Below are 2,781 nucleotides of genomic sequence, written 5' to 3' on the forward strand. Positions count from 1 at the left end.
GCTCGGCCAGCGCGAGGGCCGCGGTGGCCCGTTGCCGGGCGAGGGTGCCGCAGCGTGCCTCGGTCACCACGGCTTCGCGACGTGCCAGTTCGGCGCCGACGGCGCGCGACTGGCGTTCGCCGCGTGCGGAGAGCACGTCGTAGTCGGCCGCGCCGAAGGACGCCTGCCCGTGCCGGACGAGGTAGATCACCGCCATGGCCGGTCCCGTACTCAGGTGATCCGGCGCAGCAGGCTCGCGGGCAGGACCCGTACGAGCGCGCTCAACGGGGCCCACGGCCAGGCCGGGATGTAGGCCCGGGGCCGCTCCTTCTCGATCGCCCGCACGAGTGCCTTCGCCCCGGTTCCGGCATCGGCCAGCAAGGGTGTGCGGCCGCCGCTGCGACGGGTCATCTCCGACTCGATGTAGCCGGGCAGCAGCGTGGTGACGCGGATGGGCGTGTTGAGCGTGTCGACGCGGATGCCGTCGGCCAGCGCGCTCGCCCCTGCCTTCGAGGCGGCGTAGGCGGTGATGTTGCGCGGCATCCCGCGCAACGCGCTGAACGACGACACGACGACGAGGTGGCCCGCGTTCCGCTCACGAAAGATCGTCATCGCGGCCTCACACTGCGCCAGTGCGGCCACGAGATTCGTCTCGACGGTCTGCCGGTTCGCCCCGAACGCGCCGGTGCCGATCGGCTGTCCCTTGCCAAGGCCCGCGTTGACGATCACGCGATCGAGCGTGCCCAACTCGGCGCGGAACTCGTCGAACACCTCGAAGACGCGGTCGTGGTCGTTGACGTCCAGTTCCCGCACGACGACGCGGATGCCGGGGTAGCGCTCGGTCAGCTCGGCGGCGAGCGTGTCGAGGCGCTCGCGCCTGCGCGCGCACAACGCGAGGTCGCGGCCCAGGGCGGCGAAGTGGCGGGCCATGCCCTCACCCAGGCCGGAGCTGGCACCGGTGATGACGATGTTGCTGCGGACGACCATTCCGACACCCTACCCGTTAGTAACAGACCGTGGCCCGGCGCGTCGCGCACGCACCGGGCCACGGCACACGACGGGTGGGCGGGCGATCAGGACCCGGTGTGGAGGAGCCGGTTCGGCGTGCCCCGGGACGGATTGACGATCACGTCCGGCGTCGCCGACGAGACGAGCGCGTCGGCCACCTCGGCCGGACCCGCGCCCGGGTCGTCGGCGAGGTGCTGTGCCGCCACGCCGACCACGTGCGGGGTCGCCATCGAGGTGCCGCTGATCGCGTTCTCCCCGCCGCCGGGCCAGGCCGACGTGATGTTCGAGCCCGGCGCGTAGAGGTCGACGACCTCGCCGTGGTTGGAGAACGTCGCCTGCGAATCACGCTGGTTGCTCGCCGCGACCGTGATCGCCTCCGGCACCCGCGCGGGCGAGGTGGAGCCCGCGTCGGTGGACTCGTTACCCGCTGCGACGCCGAAGGTCACGCCCTGCTCGATCGCGCCGCGGACAGCCTCGTCGAGGGCCGGGTCCGCCGGGCCGCCGAGGCTCATGTTCGCCACCGAGGGACCGGAGGCGTTCGCCGCGACCCAGTCGATGCCCGCGACCACCTGTTCGGTGGTCCCGCTGCCGTTGGCGTCGAGCACGCGCACGCCGACCAGGTCGACCTCCGGCGCGACGCCGTAGCCCGCGCCACCGATCGTGCCCGCGACGTGGGTGCCGTGCCCGTTCTCGTCGTCCGGGTCCGAGTCACCGTCGACGAAGTCCCGGCCGCCCGAGACCCTGCCGCCGAAGGCCGGGTGGTCGGCGTCGATCCCCGTGTCGACCACGTACGCGGTGACTCCAGCCCCGGTGTTGGGTGCGGTGTAGGAGTCGTCGAGCGGAAGCGCACGCTGGTCGATGCGGTCGAGGCCCCACGAGTCCACATCCCGCGCCGGGTCCGCGCCCAGCAGAGGCGCGGCGCGGAAGCGCTTGACGCTGGTCACGAACGCCACGTCCGCGTCGGCCGCGAGCCGCTCGGCCGCCGCCTCGTCGCCGGAGAACGCGAAACCGTTCACGGCGTGCCCGAAGGTCCGGGTCAGCTCCACGCCGTAGTCGCCCACGAGCGCTTCGGCCGTCTCGGCCAGCGCACCGAGGGTGTCGGCGACGGGACCCGCCTCGGTGTCGTCGTCGAGGACGACGAGGTAGCGGCCGTCCACGGCGTCCGGCGCGTCGGCTCCCAGGACGTCTCCGGTCGCGGCCTGTGCGGGTGTCACGCTCAACGCGAGCAGCGCGCCCGCACTCGCCGCCACGACGCCCGTGGTCGCGCTCCGCCTCGGCTTGCCTGTGTTGCCCATCGGCTTCCTTCCCTGTCCCCGGCAGTGGTCTCGACATGACACCGTTGGGGGACACGGTTGGGCAACAATGCACATTTACCAGTACTGAGCCGTTCGTCACAGCAGCGCCTGCGCCGAACGGAGCAACACGATCGTGTCCTGCACCCATCGGCCCGCACTGAGCGTTACAGCCGGTGCTAACCTGTTCCCCTATCGTTATGCGGTTGCCGTGGCAGGGGGACACACGGATGTGCGGGGAGAGCGCCTTCTCCGAAACGCTCAGGTCGGCGATCTCCACCAGTGGTCTCAGCCTCGACCGGATACAGGTCCGCCTCCAGGAACGCGGGGTCCCCGTCAGCGTGACGGCACTGAGTTACTGGCAGTCGGGCAAGCGGCAGCCGGAGCGCGGCCGGTCCATCCGCGCGGTGCTCGCGCTGGAGCAGATCCTCGATCTGCCCACCGGGTCGTTGCTCGGACGGGTGCCGCCGCCGCGCCCACGCGGCGCGGCCTCCCGCCGCCC

At 72.1% G+C, this 2,781-nt stretch carries 4 protein-coding genes; 1 reads left to right on the forward strand and 3 read right to left on the reverse strand.

Annotated elements, in window-relative coordinates; genetic code table 11:
- From SACSA_RS22795 to SACSA_RS0113040, 3 genes are all read right to left on the reverse strand, one after another.
- Positions 1 to 196 (reverse strand): histidine phosphatase family protein (locus SACSA_RS22795; RefSeq protein WP_048876749.1); only part of this gene is annotated, 196 nt, incomplete at its 3' end.
- Positions 197 to 210: 14 nt separating this feature from the next.
- On the reverse strand, positions 211 to 966 hold the full coding sequence (locus SACSA_RS0113035; RefSeq protein WP_019816367.1) for an SDR family oxidoreductase: 756 nt from the start codon (positions 964 to 966) through the stop codon (positions 211 to 213).
- 86 nt (positions 967 to 1,052) lie between these two features.
- Positions 1,053 to 2,282 (reverse strand): S8 family peptidase, encoded by a 1,230-nt coding sequence (locus SACSA_RS0113040; RefSeq protein ID WP_019816368.1) that lies wholly within the window; start codon positions 2,280 to 2,282, stop codon positions 1,053 to 1,055.
- A 227-nt stretch (positions 2,283 to 2,509) separates the two neighbouring features.
- On the opposite strand from SACSA_RS0113040, the gene SACSA_RS26115 reads away from it, so the two are divergent.
- Positions 2,510 to 2,781: hypothetical protein (locus tag SACSA_RS26115; RefSeq protein ID WP_048876763.1), on the forward strand; the 272-nt coding region annotated here is incomplete at its 3' end.

Origin of the sequence: Saccharomonospora saliphila YIM 90502, assembly GCF_000383795.1 — a bacterium.
Lineage (GTDB): Bacteria > Actinomycetota > Actinomycetes > Mycobacteriales > Pseudonocardiaceae > Saccharomonospora > Saccharomonospora saliphila.

What these genes read in the sequence shown, in the direction of transcription:
- SACSA_RS0113040 (WP_019816368.1), bottom strand. Translation starts at nt 2,282, where the DNA reads ATGGGCAACACAGGCAAGCCGAGGCGGAGCGCGACCACGGGCGTCGTG.
- SACSA_RS0113035 (WP_019816367.1), bottom strand. Translation starts at nt 966, where the DNA reads ATGGTCGTCCGCAGCAACATCGTCATCACCGGTGCCAGCTCCGGCCTG.